This window comes from Collimonas sp. (genome assembly GCF_035566555.1).
Lineage (GTDB): Bacteria > Pseudomonadota > Gammaproteobacteria > Burkholderiales > Burkholderiaceae_D > Collimonas.
The window spans coordinates 1-18,779 of sequence record NZ_DATMRB010000168.1; the positions used below are offsets into that span (position 1 = coordinate 1).

An 18,779-nucleotide genomic window follows, 5' to 3' on the forward strand; every position below is an offset into this window, starting at 1 on the left:
CACCGAGAACAACCGGGTGGTCAATTTCAATGCCGGCCCAAATGGCGCGCGCCTGATCGGCGAGCTAATCGACGTCACCATTACAGAAACACTGACCTATACCTTGCGCGGCGAAATCGTCGTCGCCGAATAAGCAGCAGCGCTAGCCGACCAATCAAACCAGATAAGCACACGCCAGTTTGAAAACTAAAACCCCTACCCAGCCGCATTATTTCATCCCGCAGCCGCTCGACAATACGCGGCTGGCGCACCTGTGCGGACCGCTGGATGAAAACCTGCGGCAGATTTCGGCGGCGCTGGATGTCTCGATTTTCCGCCGCGGCGACAAGTTCATCGCCGCCGGCAGCAATGCCGAACGCGCGGTCGAGATCCTCGATCAGTTCTACGCCGTCGCCAACAAGGTGATCTCGGTCGATGAAATCCAGCTGGCGCTGGTGGAGCAGCGCGCCAAGCTGGGCATGGGCAAGAAACTGAAAGCCGTCAAGAGCAACGGCAAGGCCGGCGACGAGGCCAGTGCCGATGTGGCCGACCCGGCCGACGCCGAGCTGACCGAAACCGATATCGAAAGCCCGGTGCTGAAAACCCGCCGCAGCGATCTGCGCGGCCGCACCCCGCATCAAAGCCAATACATCCGCGCCATCCTGGAACACGACGTCACGCTCGGCATCGGTCCGGCCGGCACTGGCAAGACCTATCTGGCGGTGGCTTGCGCGGTCGATGCGCTGGAACGCGACGCCGTCAAGCGCATCGTGCTGACGCGACCGGCGGTCGAAGCAGGCGAACGGCTGGGCTTCCTGCCGGGCGACCTGGCGCAGAAAGTTGATCCTTATCTGCGGCCCTTGTATGACGCGCTCTACGATTTGCTGGGCTTTGACCGCACCCAGAAGATGTTTGAAAAGCAGGCGATCGAGATCGCACCGCTGGCCTACATGCGCGGCCGCACCTTGAACCATGCTTTCATCATCCTGGACGAAGCGCAGAACACCACGCCGGAACAGATGAAGATGTTCCTGACCCGGATCGGCTTCGGCAGCAAGGCCGTGGTCACCGGCGACGTCACCCAGATCGATCTGCAGCGCGGCCAGAAGAGCGGCCTGATCGACGCCATGAACATATTGAAAGACGTGCGCGGCATCGCCTTTACCCGCTTCAACAGCAGCGACGTGGTACGTCATCCGCTGGTGGCGCGCATCGTCGACGCCTACGAAAGCGCGTCGCTGGCGGCGCCGGTGGCTTCCACCCACGGCGTCATCGAAGCTGCCACGCCGCAGCCTGTCAAAGCCGTCAAGCCGGTCTCGACCGGCATCACCAAAACCGCACGCAATAGAAAATAAGCGCACATAACCACGATGCCGCAAAAAAATAAACTCTCCCTGTCGGTGCAATATCCTGACCCGCGCCTGCAAGACAGCGTCAGCCGCCCAAAACTGCGGCGCTGGGTGCAAGCCGCCCTGCTGGCGCCGGCCGAGCTGACGATCCGCTTTGTCGACGCCGATGAAGGCCGCGCTCTGAACCGCGATTACCGCGGCAAGGATTACGCCACCAATGTGCTGACCTTTGCCTACTCCGAGGATCAAGAGCAGGAAGACAATGGCGTCACCCAGGCCGACATCATCCTGTGCACCGATGTGCTGGAGCGTGAAGCCAAGGAACAAGACAAGTCCGTGCTGGAGCACGCCGCCCATCTGGTGGTGCATGGCGTTCTGCATGCGCAGGGCTACGACCACGAAGACGAGGAAGAAGCCGTCGAGATGGAAAGCCTGGAAATTGAAATCCTGGAAGCGCTGGGCTGGCCCAATCCCTACGCAGACCGCTGAGCGCCAAACTCACGCCTCACCCGAAACGCCGCTTATGCGGCGTTTTTCATTTCCAGCGCCAGCTTGGGACGCCAGAAATCAGACATATAAGACATTTCTTATATTCTAAAAAAAAATAGCAAAAAGGTAAAATATTGAAAATAAATTAACATTTGTGGACTAGAATTAATCTCATATCTCCTCGAGTAATAAGAATATGATGAAATCGTGTAATGAATAGAGTTGATCCGCGACTAAAGCACATGAAAACAACATTGCTCACTTTCCGGAGGCAAACATGAACCCCGCCACACTGTTCATATTGGCTGTACCACTTCCGCAGCAGGAGGCCTGAATGACATCCCCGGCCCTCAATACACTCAAGAAACCGGTGGTCCATCCCGTCTGGCTGCGCATTACGCACTGGCTCAATGCACTAGCCGTGATCATCATGATCCTGAGCGGCTGGCGCATCTATAACGCCTCACCGATTTTCCCGTTCCGCATCCCCAGCGAATGGACCCTGGGCGGCTGGCTGGGCGGCGCCCTGCAGTGGCATTTTGCAGCGATGTGGCTGCTGGCGTTCAATGGCCTGGTGTACCTGCTGATGAATACCGGCAGCGGCCGCCTGTGGAAGAAATTCCTGCCTTTGCGTCCGCGGGAAGTGATCCAGGACATGCTCAAGGCGCTGCGCGGCAAACTGCAGCATGACTCCCTCGATCATTACAACGCCGTGCAAAAACTGGCCTATGTCTCGGTCATCCTGGACCTGATCCTGCTGGTGGTGTCCGGCCTGGCGATCTGGAAATCGGTGCAGCTCCCCGTCCTGCGCGATCTGATGGGCGGCTTCGACAATGCCCGCATCGTGCATTTCTTCGCCATGGCCTTCCTGGTCGTTTTCATTGTAGTGCACGTGATCATGGTGGCGCTGGTTCCGCGCACGCTGCTGGCCATGCTGCGCGGCCGCTGAGGAGAGCATGATGATCAAGAAAAACCTTGGGCCCGCGGCACAGCTTGATGCCGACGCCATATTGAAAGATGCGCGGCGCGAACTGGCGCTGCCGTCGCGCCGCCTGTTCGCCAAGCGCGCGCTGACCCTGGGCGGGCTGTCGCTGCTGACCGGCTGCAATATCACCGACGAACCTTCGGTCAACCGCATGCTGGAACGCATCTCGCGCATGAACGACGGCGTGCAAGGATGGCTGTTCGACCCCAAGCGGCTAGCGCCCACCTACACTCAGGCGGAAATGACCCGCCCCTTCCCGTTCAATGCCTTCTATGGCATCGAGGACGTGCCGGATATCGACGGCAGCGACTATCAGCTGGAAATCCTCGGACTGGTTGCCAACAAGCGCCCCTGGACGCTGGAGCAATTGCACAAGATGCCGCAGAACGAGCAGATTACCCGTCATATCTGCGTCGAGGGCTGGAGCGCCATCGGCCGCTGGGGTGGTATTCCGTTCTCGTATTTCCTGAAGATGATAGGCGCCGACCTGAGCGCCAAATACATCGATTTCCAGTGCGGCGACGACTACCACACCAGCATCGACATGGCGACCGCGCTGCATCCGCAGACCCAGCTCACCCTGACCTATGACGGCGAGATCCTGCCGGCGAAATACGGTTTCCCGATGAAGCTGCGGATGCCGACCAAGCTCGGCTACAAGAATCCGAAACACATCGTTTCGATGGAAGTGACCAACAAATACCCCGGCGGCTATTGGGAAGACCAGGGGTACAACTGGTTTGGCGGATCCTGACAACGGTCCCGCAATTTGCTGCACCTATTGTTTTTTTTGGCGCTTTTGCCACTTTTATCTGGAGATTCAAAATGAAGAAAAGCCTTACAATCCTGTTGGTTTCTGGCCTGATGATGACTGCCGGCGGTGCTTTTGCTCAGGACGCAATGTCGAAAGATGCTGCCCCTATGGCTAAAGACGCAATGTCGAAAGACGCGGCTCCCATGGCTCACGACGCCATGAGCAAGGACAGCATGTCCAAGGACGCCATGGCCAAGCCGCACAAGAAAATGCACAAAAAAGACGCGATGTCCAAAGATGCCATGTCGAAAGACGAAATGAGCAAGGACGGCATGGCTAAAGATGAAATGAAGAAATAATTACCTCTTTTGCAACGAGGGCGGATAGTGTCTTTAGGCGCTATCCGCTTTTTTTATGTGCCAAAACAGCGATTCGAGGCACGATATGACGTCGATGACACATGCGTTTCGTCGTCCTGTCACATATTTGTTGTATGCTATTGCTTCCGAAACAATGTGAAACCAAGGCTAACGCCATATGCCAGAGCACCCTAGTAGCGTCAAATCATTTGACGCTAAACCCCACCGGTCACTATTTGAACGCCTGACCGCACTGATCTCCCCTGAACCTGAAAATCGCGCCGAACTGCTCGATGTGCTGCAAGACGCACACGAACGCAACCTGATCGACGCCGATGCGCTGTCGATGATCGAAGGCGTGTTCCAGGTATCCGACCTCTCCGCCCGCGACATCATGATCCCGCGTTCGCAAATGGACATGATCGACGTCACCAAGCCCATCGAAGACTGGATGCCGGAAGTCCTGTCGACCGCCCACTCGCGCTTTCCTGCCGTCGACGGCGAGCGCGACAAGGTGATCGGCATCCTGCTGGCGAAAGACCTGCTGCGCTACTACGCCGAAGATTCCTTCGACGTGCGCGACATGCTGCGCCCGGCCGTCTTCATTCCTGAATCGAAGCGCCTCAACGTCCTGCTGCGCGACTTCCGCGCCAACCGCAACCACATGGCGATCGTGGTCGACGAATACGGCGGCGTCGCCGGCCTCATCACCATCGAGGACGTGCTGGAGCAGATCGTCGGCGATATCGAGGACGAATACGACTTCGACGAAGAAGAAGACAACATCCTGGCCATCCGCGACGGCGACCACGGCGGCCGCTGGCGCGTCAAGGCGCTGACCGAGATCGAACAGTTCAACGAGACACTGGAAACCGCGCTGGTCGACGAAGATGTCGACACCATCGGCGGCCTGGTCGCCAATCACCTCGGCCGCGTACCGCGCAAGGGCGATGAATTCACCATCGACAATGTGCGTTTTGAAGTCTTGCGCGCCGATGCCCGCCAGGTGCATGTCCTGCTGGTCGAAAAGCTGTCAGAATCTGGCCAGGAAGAATCCTGAAGATGAGAGCGTAGGTCGGTCCGGCGCTGCGCTTGTCCGACTTACCTCTAACAGCAACATCTCCGCTGCCCATGCGCTTTCGCCTTAGCTCCATCCCATTTCCCCTGCTGCTGACGCTGGCCGCCGTCACCGGCGCCATCAACGTCTTTTCCTTTGCTCCCTACCGCCTCTGGCCGCTGCAACTGGCGACCCTGGCGCTGCTGATCTTCTGCCTGCGGCAACTCGATGGCAAAGACAGCGTCAGACGCGGCGCCCTGCTCGGCTGGGCCTATGGCTTCGGCTGGGTCGCGCACGGGGTTTACTGGATCTACATTTCGCTGCACGATTTCGGCGGCCTGCCCGGCTGGCTGGCGGTGCTGGCTGTAGCAGTGCTGGCTGCCATCATGGGCTTATATACTGCGCTGTGCGCCGGCCTCAGCCTGTGGCTGCAACGGCGCTGGAATGCCTCGCCGCTGCTGTTTGCGCTGGCGATCTTCCCGGCCATGTGGGGACTGACGGAATGGCTGCGCGGCTGGCTGTTCACCGGCTTCCCCTGGCTGATCTCGGGCTATGCCCATACCGCAGGTCCGCTGAGCGGCTTTGCCCCGCTGGTCGGGGTCTACGGCGTCGGCTGCATCGCCGCCGTGATTGCCGGCTGCCTGGCTTTGCGGCCGCAGCACACACTGCCGGCCGTGGCAGCTGTTCTGGCGCTGCTGGCGGGCCTCGCTTTACATCAAGTAAACTGGACCACACCGCATGGCAAGCCGATTTCCGTGCGCCTGTTGCAAGGCAACGTGCCGCAGGAAGAAAAATTCAATACAGCCCAGATCATCAATTCCTTGCGCCTCTATGTCGACATGATCCGCGCCGCGCCGGCCGACCTGATCGCCACGCCGGAAACCGCGGTACCGATCCTGCAAACCGAGCTACCGCCGGACTTCCTGCCGGCCTTGACCGATTTCTCGCGCCAGAGCGGCAGCCATATCGCGCTCGGCATTCCCTATATCGACGGCCCTTACCGCTATTCCAACAGCGTCATAGGTATCGCCCCGCAGGACCAGGCCTTGCCCGCGTTCCGCTACGACAAGCAGCACCTGGTGCCGTTTGGCGAGTTCGTGCCGTTCGGCTTCCGCTGGTTCGTCGACATGATGAACATCCCGCTCGGCGATTTCCAGCGCGGCGCCGCAGTGCAGGCGCCATTCGCGGTGAAAGACCAGTGGGTCTTGCCGAACATCTGCTACGAAGACTTGTTCGGCGATGAAATCGCCGCCCAGCTTGCGGCGGCCAACGCGGCTGGCAAGCCGGTCGCGACGCTGCTGCTGAACATGTCGAATATCGCCTGGTTCGGCAACACCATCGCCTTGCCGCAGCATCTGCAGATTTCGCAGATGCGCAGCCTGGAAAGCGGCCGGCCGATGCTGCGCGCCACCAATACCGGCGCCACCGCGCTGATCGATCCGCATGGCGTAGTCAGCGCCCGGCTGGCGCCATACACCCGCGCAACCCTGGCAGTCACAGTACAAGGGTATAGCGGCATGACGCCCTATATCCTGCTTGGCAACCGCACGCTGCTGGCGGCGGCGCTGCTGATGCTGGCCGGCAGCTGGTGGCGTTCCCGCCGGAAACGCGACTAAGGCGGTAAAACCCGCTAAAATCGCTGCTTTTAGCGCTGATCTTTATCGCGCCCCGGTTCCTCTCTATTAATCGGCATTTGCCGTACGGAAAAGCAACAAAAACAATGCTTACATTTCAACAAATCATTCTCAAATTACAAGATTACTGGGATGCGCAAGGTTGTGCCCTGCTGCAACCCTACGACATGGAAGTCGGCGCCGGCACATCGCATACCGCCACCTTTCTGCGCGCAATAGGTCCGGAGCCCTGGCGCGCTGCCTATGTGCAGCCGTCGCGCCGCCCGAAAGACGGGCGCTATGGCGAAAACCCGAACCGCTTGCAACATTACTATCAATACCAGGTGGTGTTGAAGCCGGCCCCGGAAAACATCCTTGACCTGTATCTCGGTTCGCTGGCGGCACTCGGCCTCGACCTGCAGCGCAACGACGTGCGCTTCGTCGAAGACGACTGGGAAAATCCGACCCTGGGCGCCTGGGGCCTGGGCTGGGAAGTCTGGCTGAACGGCATGGAAGTGACCCAGTTCACTTACTTCCAGCAAGTCGGCGGCCTCGATTGCAAGCCGGTGCTGGGTGAAATCACTTACGGCATCGAACGGCTCGCCATGTATCTGCAAGGCGTGGAAAACGTCTACGACCTGGTGTGGACCGAATGGGTGGAAAACGGCGTCAAGAAGACCCTCAGTTATGGCGACGTGTTCCACCAGAACGAAGTCGAGCAGTCGACCTACAACTTTGAATACGCCGATACCGAATTCCTGTTCCCTTTGTTCAGCAACTACGAAACCCAGGCCAAGCGCCTGCTGGAAGTACCGCTGGCGCTGCCGGCCTATGAAATGGTGCTGAAGGCCGCGCACACTTTCAACCTGCTGGATGCGCGCGGCGCCATCTCGGTCACCGAGCGCGCCGCCTACATGGGCCGGATCCGTAACTTGTCGCGCGCAGTCGCGCAGGCGTACTACGATTCACGGGCGAAACTGGGGTTCCCGATGTGGGAAATCACCAAGGAAAACGCCGATCTGTTATTGCAAGAATTTGGAGATGAATACATGGCGGCTGTGGCTCAGCGCGCAGGGGAAAAAGCATGAGCAGCACCCTGTTGATCGAAATTTTTACCGAAGAACTGCCGCCAAAGGCATTGGCGAAACTGGGCGACGCCTTCGCCATGGGTATCTTCAATGGCTTGAAAGCGCGCGACTTCCTGGAAGAAGGCGCACTCGCCACCGCATTCGCCACCCCGCGCCGGCTGGCAGTCTCCATCAGCCATGTGCGCGCCGTTTCGCTCGACAAGACCCTGCGCGAAAAAGTGCTGCCAGTATCGGTGGCTCTGGATGCCGAAGGCCGGCCGTCGGCGCCGCTGGTCAAGAAACTGGCTGCCCTCGCTGCCCAGTGCGGCAAGGTGATGATCACGCCAACCGAATTGGAACGCGCACCTGACGGCAAGGCTGAAAGCTTTTTCTACAGCTACACCGCCAAAGGCGTAGCGCTGCAAGCCGGTTTGCAGACGGTGCTGGAAGACAGCGTCGCCAAGCTGCCGATCCCGAAAGTCATGAGTTACCAGCGCCAGCACGGCCACGCTGCCGGCCACACCGTACGCTTCGTGCGCCCCGCGCACAGCCTGGTGGCGCTGCACGGCGACCAGGTGCTGCCGCTGACCCTGCTGGGCCTGGACGCCGGCCGCCTGACGGAAGGCCATCGTTTCCTGTCCCAAGGCCGCATCACGCTGGCCGATGCCGACAGCTATGCGAACGCGCTGGCGGAGCAAGGCAAAGTCATCGCCAGCTTCAGCGAACGCAAGGAAAAGATCCGCAGCGCCCTGCTGGCGACTGCCGCCGATGATCAGGTGCTGATGCCGGAAGCGCTGCTGGATGAAGTAGCGGCGCTGGTCGAATGGCCGGTGGTGTATGCCTGCAAGTTCGAGGACGAATTCCTCAGCGTGCCGCAGGAATGCCTGATCCTGACCATGCAAACCAACCAGAAGTACTTTGCGCTGACCGACAGCGCCGGCAAGCTGCGTTCACGCTTCCTGATCGTCTCGAATCTGCAAACCAGCGAACCGCACTACATCATCGAAGGCAATGAGCGCGTGGTGCGGCCGCGCCTGTCCGATGCGAAATTCTTCTTCGAGCAAGACCAGAAAAAGAAACTGGCCGAGCGCGTGCCGCTGCTGGCCAACGTGGTCTACCACAACAAGCTCGGCAACCAGCTGCAGCGCACTGAACGCGTCAAGGCGCTGGCAACGGCGATCGCCGGCCTGCTCGGCGGCGATGCTGCGCTGGCCGCATTGGCTGAACGCGGCGCCCTGCTGGCCAAGGCCGACCTGCTGACCGACATGGTGGGCGAGTTCCCGGAACTGCAAGGCATCATGGGCAACTACTATGCACGCCATGACGGCGAAGCTGAGGCAGTAGCGCTGGCGATTTCGGAACACTACCAGCCGCGTTTTGCCGGCGACGCCCTGCCGACCACTGACACCAGCACCGCGGTGGCATTAGCCGACAAGCTGGAAACCCTGGTCGGCATCTGGGGCATCGGCCTGCAGCCTACCGGCGACAAGGATCCGTTCGCGCTGCGCCGGCATGCCCTGGGCATCTTGCGCATGCTGCTGGAAAAGCGTCTGCCGGTGTCGCTGATGCAATTGCTGGGCAACGCCGCGCAGCAGTTTGCCGGCAACGCCAACTTCAAGGACCCGAGCAGCGATGTGCTGCCTTTCCTGTACGACCGCCTGCGCGGCCTGCTGCGCGAACGCGCCTATTCACCGAATGAAATCGAAGCCGTCGTGGCGCAACAGCCGGAACGGCTCGACAACATCATCGAACGGCTGGACGCAGTGCAAGCCTTTGCCGCCTTGCCGGAAGCGGAAGCGCTGGCAGCCGCCAACAAGCGCATTACCAACATCCTGAAAAAGACTGAAGGCGTCGGCAGCACCGTGCAGCCGGATCTGCTGCAGGACAGCGCCGAGCAATCGCTGTTCGCCGCCATGAATGCGCTCAAGCCGGAAGTCGATGCCGCTTTTGCCAAAGGCGATTTCAGCACCGCGCTGAAAGCCCTGGCGCGGCTGCGCGAAAACGTCGACGGCTTCTTCAACGATGTGATGGTGATGGCCGACGATCTGCAATTGCGCAACAACCGCCTGGCTTTGCTGGCGAACCTGCACGTGATGCTGAATCAGGTCGCCGACATTTCCAAGCTGGCGGCGTAAACGGATAACCAACAGCCATGAAACTGATCATCCTCGACCGCGACGGCGTCATCAACCACGACTCGGACGCTTTCATCAAATCGCCCGCCGAGTGGATGCCGATCAAGGGCTCGCTGGAAGCCATCGCGCGCCTGAACCAGGCCGGCTACCGGGTGGTGGTAGCCACCAACCAGTCGGGCATCGCGCGCGGCCTGTTCGACATGCAAACGCTGATGGCGATCCATCAGAAGATGCATGAGGCAGCGCAGCTGGTGGGCGCCGAAATCGACGCCATCTTTTTCTGCCCGCATGCGGCCGACGACAACTGCGATTGCCGCAAGCCGAAAGCCGGCATGTTCCATGACATCGGCAAGCGCTTCGACGTCAGCCTGCGCGGCGGCGTCGCCACGGTCGGCGATTCGCTGCGCGACTTGCAGGCCGGCTTTGTCGCCGGTTGCGCGCCGTACCTGGTGCTGACCGGCAAGGGTGAGAAGACCCGCGAAAAAGGCGGCCTGCCGCCCGGCACCCTGATTTATCCGGACCTGGCGGCAGTCGTCGATTTCCTCTTGAAGAAGCCGATGGAACTGGCAGTGTGATTACTCGCCGAGGAGCCATGAGCGCCTCGGCAATAGTGTGTGTTTAGAAAAATATCTGGAGTCTGCATGTTGCGTTTTTCACTGTTTCTGCGTTCGCTGCTGTTTGCCGTACTGATGGCAATCCTGACCGTTGTCTGGTCGCTGGCCTGCGTCCTGTTTGCCCCCTTCCCTTACGCACGCCGCTACTACCTGACGGCGCGCTGGAACGTCATCGTGGTGTGGATGGCCAAGGTCATCTGCGGCATCCGCTATGAGGTCAAGGGTTTCGAGAATTTCCCGGATGCGCCTGCGGTCGTGCTGAGCAAGCATCAGTCGGCCTGGGAAACCATTTTCCTGCTGCAGATGACGCCGCGGCCGCTGGTGTTCGTGTTCAAGAAATCGCTGACCTACATTCCTTTTTTCGGCTGGGGCATCGCCCTGCTGCGCATGATCCCGATCGACCGCAGCAGAGGCCGCGACGCTTTCGCTCAGGTGGTGGTGCAAGGCCGCAAGCGGCTGGCCGACGGCCAATGGATCATCATGTTCCCCGAAGGCACGCGGATTCCGGTCGGCCAGACCGGCAAGTACAAGAACGGCGGCACCCGCCTGGCAGTGGAAACCAATACGGTCGTTGTGCCGATTGCCCACAATGCGGGCGAGTGCTGGCCGAAGAATTCCTTCATCAAGAAACCGGGCCTGATCACCGTCTCCATCGGCAAGCCGATTGCTCCAGAAGGCATGGATAGCAGCGAGCTGATGGCGAAAGTCGAAAATTGGATAGAATCTGAAATGCGGGTGATTTCACCCCATGTCTATTCCAGGCAAAAATAATACTCACTAGCCAACATTGAAACTATTGCATCAAAAGCCGATTAAGCAACACCTGGGGCCAAATGCACGGCCTCAGGGCAAGCTACCGCAGCAGCAAGCGTTGCAGCTGGACCTGTTTGCCGACGACTCAATCGTCAGCACGCCGCCCGCGCCGCAAACACCCAATCCAAGAACAAATCCACGCGCCACCCCGCTGCCGCCGACGCCGCCGGCCACCGATGCCGGCGCGCTGGCGCCAGGCAAGCGCCGCCTGCGCTTTGGCGAGCATGTACTCGATTACACCTTGCTGCGCTCGAAACGGCGCTCCATCGGCTTCCTGATCAGCGACGATGGCTTACGCGTCACCGCCCCCAAATGGGTCACGCTGGGCGATATCGAAGTCGCCATCCGGGAAAAAAAACGCTGGATTTTCACCAAGCTGAGCGAGTACCGCGACCGCTCCACCCGCCGCATGCAGCCGCAGATGCAGTGGCGCGACGGCGAAACGCTGCCTTACATGGGGCGCAGCATCACACTGCGCATCCACGCCACCCAGAAGGCCGGCATTCATTTCGATGACGCCAGCGACCAGTTGATCGTCTGCCTGCCGGCCGACGCCAGCGAGCAGCAACTCAAGGACCGCGTATTGGGCTGGCTGCAGCTGGAAGCCAAGCGCGTGTTCGGCGAACGCCTGCCTATCTATGCGCAAAAGCTCGGCGTCACCTACCAGTCGTTTGCGCTGTCGTCGGCGACTACCCAGTGGGGATCGTGCACTTCGGAAGGCAAGATCCGGCTCAACTGGCGGCTGATGCATTTTGCGCTGCCGCTGATCGACTACGTGATCGCGCACGAGCTGTCGCATCTGCGTGAGATGAACCACAGCCCGCGTTTCTGGGCTACCGTGCAATCGATTTTCCCCGAATTTGAAACCGCCCGGAAAACCCTGCGCGACAGCGCCCAGGAAACCCTGCCGGTTTTCTAACGCCAGGGCCTGGCGCACGCTAGCGGCCGCGCCGCTTTAAAATAGCGAGGCAGGCTACAACAATCCCCCTTCCCAACTACCGAGAACAATCATGCGAATCCTCCATACCATGCTGCGCGTCGGCAATCTGCAACGCTCCATCGATTTCTACACCAAGGTGCTCGGCATGAAACTGCTGCGCACCAACGACAATCCTGAATACAAATACACGCTGGCTTTTGTCGGCTACGGCAGCAATCCCGATCATGCCGAACTTGAGCTGACCTATAACTACGGTGTCGAAAACTACGACCAGGGCACGGCCTTCGGGCATATGGCGGTAGCGGTGGAAGACGCCTACAAAGCCTGCGCCGACGTCAAGGCGCAAGGTGGCAATGTGACGCGCGAAGCCGGACCGGTAAAGGGCGGCAGCACGGTGATCGCCTTTGTACAGGATCCCGACGGTTATAAAATTGAATTGATCGAGCGCAAAGACGGCATTGCCGCCAACGCTGCTCTATAAATTGAGTGCGGCAGAATAGATCTGCGCTTTAAAAAAGCAAGCTGCGCTTTGCCAATGCCGACAAGAAGGCAGGCCTTATCGGGGTGATGGCGAGGTAGTCAATCCGGCAGCGTTTCCTTCTCTCTGATGCGAGAGAAGGAAACGCGGTTTGGCGAAAATCAGGGCAGGCGATTCGCCAAGGCCACAAACAATTCCATCGATACGGTTTCCGGCCGCGCCTGCGGATCGACGCCGGCGTCGATCAATTCATTTTCGGTGAACATTCCTGCCAGGCAGTTGCGAATCACCTTGCGTCTTTGCGTGAAAGCTTTCAGCACGACGTCTTCCAGTTTCTTCTGCTCACAAGCCAAGGGCTGGGCAATCGGAATCATCCTGACGATGGCCGACTCCACTCGCGGCGGCGGATCGAAAGCGGTCGGCGGCACGATGAACATCAGCTGCATCTTGTAGCGCCATTGCAGCATGACCGACAAACGGCCGAAAGCCTTGCTGCCCGGTGCGGCCACCATGCGCTCCACCACTTCCTTTTGCAGCATGAAGTGCTGGTCTTGCACTTGCGGCGCGATCTCCGCCAGGTGGAACAGCAAGGGACTGGAGATGTTGTAAGGCAGGTTGCCGACCACGCGCAGTTTCTTGCCGCCGTTCAGCGGAATGCTGCTGAAATCGAATTTCAGCGCATCGGCGGAATGCACATGCAGGCGCGCCGGATCGAAAGTCTTTTGCAGGCGCGCCACCAGGTCGCGATCCAGTTCGACCACATGCAGCTGCTGCAGCGACTCCAGCAGCAGGCTGGTCATGGCCGCCAGGCCCGGGCCGATTTCAACCATGTTGTCGTCGGCCTGCGGCGCAATCGCAGCGATGATGTTGTACAGCACGGTGTCGTCGGTCAGGAAATTCTGGCCGAAGCGCTTGCGGGGGATGTGATTCTTCATATTCTTCTTTATTTGCGAGACTAAGCCGCTAAAACAATTACAGGAGGTGCAAGCGCCGCCCTGGTCGGGGCTTATTTCTTGCCGGACTGGCTCGAACGCACCATCTGCGCCGCCGCATTCATCGCCGCCAGCATGCTGCCGTGATCGGCGCGGCCAAGGCCGGCGGCGGCGAGATCGAGCGCAGTGCCGTGATCCACGGAAGTGCGGATAAACGGCAGGCCCAGCGTAATGTTGATGCCATGCCCGAAGCTGGCGTACTTCAATACCGGCAAACCTTGATCGTGATACATGGCCAGCACGCAATCGGCATCGGCCAGGTATTTTTGCTGGAACAAGGTGTCGGCGGGATAGGGGCCGCTGACCGCAATCCCGTTTGCCTTGGCGGCCTGCAATACGGGACCGATGATATCGATTTCTTCGCGCCCCAGATAGCCGCCCTCCCCCGCATGCGGATTGAGGCCGGTCACCAGGATGCGCGGCTGCGCCAGCCCGAATTTATTCTGCAGATCCGCGTGCAGGATGGCAATGGTACGGCTCAGGCTGTCGAAGCTGATCGCTGCCGCGACATCTTTCAGAGCCAGATGCGTGGTCGCCAGCGCCACCCGCAGCGGCGGCGTGGTGCGGTCGGTCGCCAGCATCATGACCACCTGGGCGGTCGCGCTTTTTTCAGCCAGGTATTCAGTATGGCCGGTGAATGCGACGCCGGCGTCGTTGATCGTGCTTTTTTGCAGCGGCGCGGTGACGATGCCATCGAAAATACCCTGCTGCGCGCCATCAATCGCAATATCCAGCGTGCGCAGCACTGCCCGCCCATTGCGCGCATCCAGCACGCCCGGACGCACATGGGCATCCAGCTGACAATCGATCACGGCAATCTGGTCAATCGAGAAATTCGGCAAGCCATTGTTGCGGAAGGCCTGCTGCGACAAGGCCACCAGCCTGATGTCAGGATCGATTGCCGCCGCGGTCATCGCCAGGAAAGCGGCGTCGCCGATCAGCACGCTCTTGATCTGGGCGCGCAATTCCCAGGCGGCCCGGATCGACACCTCAGGGCCGATGCCGGCCGGCTCGCCGCAGGTGACGGCCAATACCGGACGCTGCTGTGCGCCGGACGGCATGGCCCCAGATTGTTCAGACATGCGCAGCTTTCATGAATCGCCCGAATCGTGGATCACGATGCAATACAAGCCGCAATCAGTGATCGTCGTTACGGTATTCAACATAAGTACGGTCACGCAACTGACGCAGCCAGTCGTTGGTGGCTTCTTCGGTCTTGCGTTCGCGGATCGCCATGCGGGCCGCTAGGCGCTGACGCTCTTTCGACACATCGTTGGTCTTGCGTTCCAGCACCTGGATCAGGTGATAGCCGAATGGCGATTCGATCGGCTCGCTGACCTGGCCAGGCTTCAAGGCATCCATCGCGCGTTCGAATTCTGGCACGGTGTCGCCGGGATACACCCAGCCCAGATCGCCCCCCTTGGATGCCGACAAATCGTTGGAGTATTGCTTGGCCAGGTCTTCAAACTTGGCGGCGTTGTTATCCAGGCGTTCTTTCAGGTCAAGCAGGCGGCGGCGCGCGTCGGCCGCTGTCACGGTCGGCGTGACCTTGATCAGGATATGGCGTACATGCGTCTGCTGCACAGGTGCAGCGGCCGTATCTGTCGGCGTGCTGGCAGCGGCACGCTTGTTGACCAGTTTGACGATATGGAAGCCGTTGGCGCTCTTCAAGATGGCCGACACCTGGCCGGGAGCCAGGTTAGCGACCGCTTCGACATACAAGGACGGCAGGCGGTCTTGCGCGCGCCATCCCATGTCGCCGCCGGTCAGGGCATCGCTGGCGTCGGAAAACGCGGCTGCGACGGCGGCGAAGTTGCCGCCGGACTTGATCTGCTGCATGGCTTCCTCAGCCCGCTTGGCGCGCTGGGCAATCTGGTCGGCTGTGGCGTTTTCAGGAACGCGCACCAGAATCTGCGCTAAATCCAGTTCCTGGGCATTTTGCTTGTTGCTGGCATCAGCGGTAATGTAATTGTCGACTTCCGATTCCGAAATCTGGATCTTGTTGTCGACTTCACGTTCGCGCAGGCGCTGCAACAGCATTTCCTGGCGGATTTCTTCGCGGAAGGCCGGATAAGGAATCTTGTCGGCCGCCAGCTGTTTCTGGAAATCCGCCATCGATAGCTTGTTTTGTTCGGCAATCCGGCCGATCGCGCGATCCAGCATGACGTCGTCCACCGACAAACCGTTCTCTTTCGCCAGCTGCACTTCGGCGCGCTCAAGAATCATGCGTTCAAGCAATTGTTTTTGCAGCTCAGCCACCGGCGGCAATTCGATATTCTGCGCCTTCATGCGCTGCACCACATCGTTCATGCGCTTGCTCAATTCCTGCTGGGTAATCACATCCGTGTTCACCACCGCGACGATGGCGTCCACCGTTTGTGGAGCGCCCTTGGATGCCGGAGCAACGGCAGCCGGCGCCGCCGCTGGGGCCGGGGCAACCAGAGGCGGCGTAATCTGCTTCGACACAGCTTGCGCCCAGGCGCTGCCGGCGGTTGCAGACAACAGCATGAATGCAAGTGCCGTGAGTTGGGTTTGATTGGTTTTACGCATAATTGGAAAAACGTTCATGGGTGAGAATAATCTGAAGAATGACGGGGAGAATAACAGGTTCAACGGCTGATGAACGAATCAGGCTGATTGATATTCTGATAACCTGGAACACTGTTACGCAGGGCTTGCATCGGATTTGACCCGATACTTGATAAACCATTCAGTTCAAGCTGCACGAATATACCCGTAGTCGTGCGGGTTGACGATGTCGGCGTGCGTTGTCCCACTACGCGGAAGACCCAGCAGTCGGCTTTGTATTCCAGTCCGAGCAGGCTTTGTCCAACGGTTTTTTCCGTCAAGGAATAGCTGACGCGGCCGACGCCATACCAGCGCTTGCTCAGCGGCCATTGCGCCGACAGGTCAAACTGCTTCAGGTATCGATTGTCCGGATCAAGTGGATCAATGTTGGTGTGATCCAGCTGGTAGGAGAAATTGATGACTTTCTTCGGGCCTGGCTGCCATTTGACGGTCGAATTGGCGCGCACCCATTGATTGTTGCTCTGGCTGTATTGAATCGTGTTGTCGACGCCCAGCGTGGATGACACCTGGCCACCCGCCATCAACAGTAGATCGGAGCGGCTGGTAGTAATGTTATCGGTAGCATTCAGGGCCACGCGCGGCTGGGTAAAGTACATGCGCTGGCCAATGCCCAGGCGCAGACGCTCCACGCCTGACTCCTCGATGAAACGGGAAATCAAGGCCGTGGTCAACTGGTTGGCGTCGCTGATACGGTCATGGCCGCTATAGCGGTTTTCCGTAAAGATCTGGGCGAAGTTGAAGTCCGAGGCGCCGCTGTCGAACAGAGGAAACTGGCTTTGGTCGTGATACGGCGTGCGCACATAAAACACCCGCGGTTCCAAGGTTTGCGTCATTGGATTGCCAAAGAATTTGGCGTCGCGTTCGAAGATCAGGCCGGCATCCAGCGAAAAAGTCGGCAGAACCCGGCTGAAATCATTGCCCAGGGATGTCGGGCCTGCTACGCCCGGCGGTAACGCCGTGACGGGCGAGGTCGGAGGATTCGCTACGCCGAATTTGTTTGGAGTAATACTATAGGCCGTCGCATCCAGTTGGATCTTCGGTGTAATGAAATAACCGGGACGGATAATCGGATAGGAAAGCTGCGGATTAATGTAGACCCGCTCACCACCCAGAGGCATCAAGGTGCTGCTGGTGTAAGCCATGCCGCTGGTACCTTGCGGGAAATCGTACTGGCTGTTCCAGAAACGCGTGTATTGCGCATTCACGTTCCAGTCAAAACCAAAAATATCCTGCTTGCCGGCGGTTAACGTAACTTGCGGCATACGGTCATACGGACGGCTGAGGGTAGGCTGTCCGGCGGCATTGAAGTCCTGCAGGATCTGATAGCGCGAAGCCAGCGCCGCCACGCTCCAGAACGAGCCGCTGTAGTTCAAATCGAATTCGCGATTCAAGGTGCGCAAGGAGCTCTGGGTAATCGAACGCGAAAAATCGTCGGGATAATTATTATCCGAGGCAAAGTTCACGTTCCAGCCCATTGTCAGGCCTGGATACAGCGTCTGCGTATGAATCGACTGCACCGCATAGCGGTCGCTCTTGTAAAGCTTGTCATCGGGCAAATACTCAACCTTGGTCTGGCCGCTATAACCCACACCCATGTAGCGCGCATCCGCCCCCATCTGCAAGCCGCGCTGGCTGATGATGTTGGGATAGATCGTCAAATCGCGATTGGGTGCAATATTGAAGTAATACGGCAGGTTGAATTCCAGGCCGCCGTTGTTGGTGGTGCCGATAATAGGCGGCAGCACGCCTGACTGGCGGTCGTTCGACAAAGGAAAGGACATGCTCGGCGAACCAAGGATGGGCACGCTCTTGAAATACAGGATGCCGTTGTGGGCAACTCCTTCGCCCAAGCCGCTGTCGACATCCAGCGTACTGGACTTGATATACCAGTCCGGCTTGGTGCCCGGGCAGGTCGTATAGTTGCCCTTGACGATTTCCGACCTGTCCTCATCCAGGAAATTGATGCGTTCCGCGCTGCCGTGGCCGTCGTTGGCCTGGAACCAGTAGGTCGGATTGGTCAGATAGCCTTGCCCGGAATCCATGTTCAGCTTCAGGTCGTCTCCGGTGTAGCGGTCGCCGTAGCGGTTCATCTTTACGCAGCCGTGGGCTTCCGCCTCATTCTCGACAATCCGGTAAATCCCGGTCTTGGATTTGACATTGGTGCCGCCGCGGGTGATGTCGACATCGTTATCCAGGTTCAGCAAACGGTCCGGGCGCCCCGTCATCTGCTCCGCCTCAACCGTGGTCGGCGCATCGGCATCGTTGACGCGCGGCACCTTGGCTTTCGGCGGGCTGGCCTGCGGGTTGGTCTGTGAATCGGGGGCAACTGGCGCCGTCACCTCGACCGACTGCGCCCAAGCCCACATCGGCATGGAAACCGCCGCAATGACCGAAGCCACCAGGATGGTCATGCGCCGCAAAGCCGGCAATTGGGACGCAGCCGGACCGGACCGGACTGGACCTGAACGTGGCTGGGGATACTTAGGAAGCGCTGAGGAGGACCGGGTCATGAAATGAATTTGGCAAACACCATAGCAGGCGATTTTTTGAAATTAATCCCTTATTA

The 18,779-nt window shown here is 59.3% G+C and carries 18 protein-coding genes; 14 read left to right on the forward strand and 4 right to left on the reverse strand.

Features of this window, described 5'->3' with window-relative positions; translation table 11 throughout:
* From VNZ65_RS20805 to gloA, 14 genes are all read left to right on the forward strand, one after another.
* The coding region (locus tag VNZ65_RS20805; RefSeq protein WP_325672497.1) for a TRAM domain-containing protein at positions 1–133 on the forward strand (133 nt) is incomplete at its 5' end.
* A gap of 46 nt (positions 134–179) precedes the next feature.
* Positions 180–1,334: a PhoH family protein gene (locus VNZ65_RS20810; protein ID WP_325672439.1), complete on the forward strand. Its 1,155-nt coding sequence runs from the start codon at positions 180–182 to the stop codon at positions 1,332–1,334.
* Positions 1,335–1,349: 15 nt separating this feature from the next.
* A complete protein-coding gene (gene ybeY, locus VNZ65_RS20815; RefSeq protein ID WP_325672441.1) occupies positions 1,350–1,817 on the forward strand; it encodes an rRNA maturation RNase YbeY in 468 nt (155 codons plus the stop codon).
* Between the two features lie 334 nt (positions 1,818–2,151).
* Positions 2,152–2,766, forward strand: coding sequence for a cytochrome b/b6 domain-containing protein (locus VNZ65_RS20820; RefSeq protein WP_325672443.1), 615 nt, complete (start codon positions 2,152–2,154; stop codon positions 2,764–2,766).
* Between the two features lie 10 nt (positions 2,767–2,776).
* A complete protein-coding gene (locus VNZ65_RS20825; RefSeq protein WP_325672499.1) occupies positions 2,777–3,556 on the forward strand; it encodes a molybdopterin-dependent oxidoreductase in 780 nt (259 codons plus the stop codon).
* A gap of 71 nt (positions 3,557–3,627) precedes the next feature.
* Positions 3,628–3,915, forward strand: a complete 288-nt coding sequence (locus VNZ65_RS20830) for a pentapeptide MXKDX repeat protein (RefSeq protein ID WP_325672445.1) — start codon at positions 3,628–3,630, stop codon at positions 3,913–3,915.
* Positions 3,916–4,093: 178 nt separating this feature from the next.
* Entirely contained in the window at positions 4,094–4,975 is an 882-nt protein-coding gene (locus VNZ65_RS20835) for an HlyC/CorC family transporter (protein ID WP_325672447.1), read from the forward strand.
* Positions 4,976–5,046: 71 nt separating this feature from the next.
* Entirely contained in the window at positions 5,047–6,588 is a 1,542-nt protein-coding gene (gene lnt / locus VNZ65_RS20840; RefSeq protein ID WP_325672449.1) for an apolipoprotein N-acyltransferase, read from the forward strand.
* Positions 6,589–6,692: 104 nt separating this feature from the next.
* Entirely contained in the window at positions 6,693–7,673 is a 981-nt protein-coding gene (glyQ, locus tag VNZ65_RS20845) for a glycine--tRNA ligase subunit alpha (protein ID WP_325672451.1), read from the forward strand.
* On the forward strand, positions 7,670–9,787 hold the full coding sequence (gene glyS, locus VNZ65_RS20850) for a glycine--tRNA ligase subunit beta (RefSeq protein WP_325672453.1): 2,118 nt from the start codon (positions 7,670–7,672) through the stop codon (positions 9,785–9,787). Before glyQ ends, glyS begins: the two co-directional genes overlap by 4 nt.
* Before the next feature lie 17 nt (positions 9,788–9,804).
* Complete coding sequence (gene gmhB, locus VNZ65_RS20855; RefSeq protein ID WP_325672455.1) at positions 9,805–10,362, forward strand: D-glycero-beta-D-manno-heptose 1,7-bisphosphate 7-phosphatase; 558 nt, start codon at positions 9,805–9,807, stop codon at positions 10,360–10,362.
* Positions 10,363–10,428: 66 nt separating this feature from the next.
* Positions 10,429–11,172, forward strand: a complete 744-nt coding sequence (locus VNZ65_RS20860; RefSeq protein WP_325672457.1) for a lysophospholipid acyltransferase family protein — start codon at positions 10,429–10,431, stop codon at positions 11,170–11,172.
* A 100-nt stretch (positions 11,173–11,272) separates the two neighbouring features.
* Positions 11,273–12,133 carry a SprT family zinc-dependent metalloprotease gene (locus VNZ65_RS20865; protein ID WP_325672459.1) on the forward strand — a complete coding sequence of 287 codons (861 nt, stop codon included), beginning with the start codon at positions 11,273–11,275 and terminating at the stop codon, positions 12,131–12,133.
* Between the two features lie 91 nt (positions 12,134–12,224).
* Positions 12,225–12,635: a lactoylglutathione lyase gene (gene gloA / locus VNZ65_RS20870; RefSeq protein WP_325672461.1), complete on the forward strand. Its 411-nt coding sequence runs from the start codon at positions 12,225–12,227 to the stop codon at positions 12,633–12,635.
* A gap of 158 nt (positions 12,636–12,793) precedes the next feature.
* Here the strand turns inward: gloA and rsmA are convergent, their stop codons facing one another.
* The 4 genes from rsmA to VNZ65_RS20890 all read right to left on the reverse strand — a co-directional run bounded on the left by rsmA (position 12,794) and on the right by VNZ65_RS20890 (position 18,624).
* The gene (gene rsmA, locus VNZ65_RS20875) at positions 12,794–13,567 is read right to left on the reverse strand and encodes a 16S rRNA (adenine(1518)-N(6)/adenine(1519)-N(6))-dimethyltransferase RsmA (protein WP_325672463.1); all 774 of its coding nucleotides are present in this window, start codon (positions 13,565–13,567) and stop codon (positions 12,794–12,796) included.
* A gap of 71 nt (positions 13,568–13,638) precedes the next feature.
* On the reverse strand, positions 13,639–14,706 hold the full coding sequence (gene pdxA, locus VNZ65_RS20880) for a 4-hydroxythreonine-4-phosphate dehydrogenase PdxA (protein ID WP_325672465.1): 1,068 nt from the start codon (positions 14,704–14,706) through the stop codon (positions 13,639–13,641).
* A 55-nt stretch (positions 14,707–14,761) separates the two neighbouring features.
* A complete protein-coding gene (locus VNZ65_RS20885; RefSeq protein WP_325672467.1) occupies positions 14,762–16,132 on the reverse strand; it encodes a peptidylprolyl isomerase in 1,371 nt (456 codons plus the stop codon).
* 101 nt (positions 16,133–16,233) lie between these two features.
* Positions 16,234–18,624, reverse strand: a complete 2,391-nt coding sequence (locus tag VNZ65_RS20890) for an LPS-assembly protein LptD (protein ID WP_325672469.1) — start codon at positions 18,622–18,624, stop codon at positions 16,234–16,236.
* Between the last annotated feature and the right edge of the window lie 155 nt (positions 18,625–18,779).